We start from the raw sequence: 2,624 nt of genomic DNA on the forward strand, positions 1-2,624 counted from the left end.
TGTTAGTGCCGACGCAATCTTGACCAGCTAAACCGCAAAGTGCCGATCCAATATTGACCAGGGTGTTCCACTGACCTGCTGAGAATTTCAGCAGGGATTCAAGGTGATCACCATGGACATGATTGGCAAGGTCAGGCGCATGAGGCTGCGCGACCAACTCTCATTAAGCGAGATCGCAAAGCGCACAGGCCTGTCGCGCAATACGGTCAAGAAGTGGCTCCGGGCTCCCGGCGATGTTGTGCCGAAGTACGAGCGCGTGAAGCTCGACGGCAAGCTCACGGCGTTCGAGCCGACCCTGCATCAGGCTCTCACAACCGACAGCCATCGCCCCAAGCAAGGGCGGCGCAGCGGCCGTGCGCTGTTTGCCCAGATACAGGCTCAGGGCTACTGCGGCGGCTACAGCGCCGTCACCGACTACATCCGGCGCTGGCGGGTGGAGTCGGCAGCCAGTCCGGCCAAGGCATTCGTTCCGATGAGCTTCGAGCTGGGCGAGGCCTTCCAGTTCGACTGGAGCGTCGAAGCCATGGTCGTCGGTGGCGTGTTCTACAACGTGCAAGTGGCGCACCTGAAGCTGTGCGCCAGTCGAGCCTTCTGGCTGGTGGCCTACCCCAGCCAGGGCCACGAGATGCTGTTCGACGCCCACACCCGCTCGTTCCAGGCACTCGGCGGCGTCACCCGGCGCGGCATCTACGACAACATGCGCACCGCCGTGGACAAGGTGCAGCGCGGCAAGCAGCGCACCGTCAACGCCCGCTTCGCGGCCATGTGCAGCCACTACCTGTTCGACCCCGACTTCTGCAACGTCGCCTCAGGCTGGGAGAAGGGTGTGGTCGAGAAGAACGTGCAGGACAGCCGCCGGCGCATCTGGATCGAAGCCGCAACCCGGCGCTTCGGCTCGTTCATCGAACTCAATGCTTGGCTGAGCGAGCGGTGTCGTTCGGTGTGGAGCGACACCACGCACCCGATCCACCGGCAGTTCAACGTGGCCGAGATGTGGGAGTTGGAGAAGCCTCACCTCATGTCCATGCCGTCCCCCTTCGACGGCTACGTCGAGCGGCTGGCCAGAGTCAGCAGCACCTGCCTGGTGGCCGCCGCGCGCAACCGTTACTCCGTGCCGTGCGAGTGGGCCGGCCATATCGTCAGCACCCGCGTCTATCCGGAGCGAATCGATGTGGCGGCCGCGGACGCCGTCGTGGCCAGCCATGCCCGGCTGCCGGGCAGCGGTCAGACCAGCTACGACTGGCAGCACTACATCGAGCTGGTGCAGCGCAAACCGGGCGCTTTGCGCAACGGCACGCCGTTCCTGGACCTGCCGGCGCCGCTGCTGCGCTTGCGCCAATCATTGCTGCGCCATCCTGGAGGAGACCGGGTCATGGCACAGGTGCTGGCCGTGGTGCCGCAGGCCGGGCTGGAGGCGGTGCTGGTGGCCATCGAGCTGGTGCTCGAAGGCAGAGCGCCCAGCGGCAGCATCAGCGTTGAGCACGTGCACAACGTGCTGGCCCGCTTGAACAGCCCGGCCACGCCGGACCAGGCGCAGACATCCCTGCGACTCACCCAGGCGCCCAAGGCCGACACCGCGCGCTACGACCGGCTGCGCCCCACCCACCAGGATCATCTGGACGGACAGGAGGTCGGCCATGCGTGAGACCTCCCTCGATGTGCAGGCCCAACTGAAGGCGCTGCGACTCAACGGCATGGCCACGGCCTGGGCCGATCTGACGGAGCAAGGCGGCGATACGACCCTGGCCGCATCACGCTGGCTGGTGGAGCACCTACTGCAAGCCGAAGATGCTGACCGGGCGATGCGTTCCATTGCTCACCAGATGAAGTCGGCGCGCTTCCCCATGCATCGCGACCTGGCTGGGTTCGACTTCGTCGTCTCGCAGGTCGACCGCGCGTTGATCCAGAAACTGGCGGACCTCTCATTCACGCAGGATGCGCAGAACGTGGTGCTGGTCGGTGGCCCAGGGACTGGCAAGACCCACCTGGCCACGGCGCTGGGGATTGCCGGGCTCACCCGGCACGCCAAGCGAGTGCGGTTCTACTCCACGGTCGATCTGGTCAATGCACTGGAGCATGAGAAGAGCCAGGGACGTGCTGGACGCATCGCCATGAGTCTGGTGCGCATGGATCTGGTCGTGCTCGACGAGTTGGGTTACCTGCCGTTCAGTCAGGCCGGTGGTGCCTTGTTGTTCCACCTGCTGTCCAAGCTGTACGAGCACACCAGCGTGATGATCACCACCAACCTGACGTTCGCGGAGTGGTCCAGTGTGTTCGGCGATGCCAAGATGACCACAGCGCTGCTGGATCGCTTGACCCATCACTGCCACATCATCGAGACCGGCAATGAGTCCTACCGCTTCCGCCACAGCACGCACGAAGCCAAGGGGCGCATCAAGACCCGCGAGCAGACCAGGAAGACAGCTGCGGCCCAGGTGAGCGAGACCACGGAGGAAGGGGCCTCGCCTGACGGCTCGGGAATACCAACAACCGGTTCAAGAAAAGGAGGACCCACCGAGGCATCCAACCTATAGTTATTCACAGTTGGCTCCTAGCGGAACCAGCTCCAGCCCCTGGTCAATGTTCGATTGGCACCGCTGATCACGATTGCACTGGCGCTAACA

General features: G+C 64.2%; 2 protein-coding genes. Both read left to right on the forward strand.

What is annotated here, in order from left to right; genetic code table 11:
* Nucleotides 1-112 precede the first annotated feature (112 nt).
* Nucleotides 113-1,645: an IS21 family transposase gene (istA, locus tag ACSFB7_RS37685; protein WP_435477428.1), complete on the forward strand. Its 1,533-nt coding sequence runs from the start codon at nucleotides 113-115 to the stop codon at nucleotides 1,643-1,645.
* Nucleotides 1,638-2,534 (forward strand): IS21-like element helper ATPase IstB, encoded by an 897-nt coding sequence (istB, locus tag ACSFB7_RS37690; protein WP_435477429.1) that lies wholly within the window; start codon nucleotides 1,638-1,640, stop codon nucleotides 2,532-2,534. Before istA ends, istB begins: the two co-directional genes overlap by 8 nt.
* Nucleotides 2,535-2,624: the final 90 nt, after the last annotated feature.

The sequence above is a fragment of the Variovorax raffinosi genome (assembly GCF_051216615.1).
Taxonomy (GTDB): domain Bacteria; phylum Pseudomonadota; class Gammaproteobacteria; order Burkholderiales; family Burkholderiaceae_C; genus Variovorax.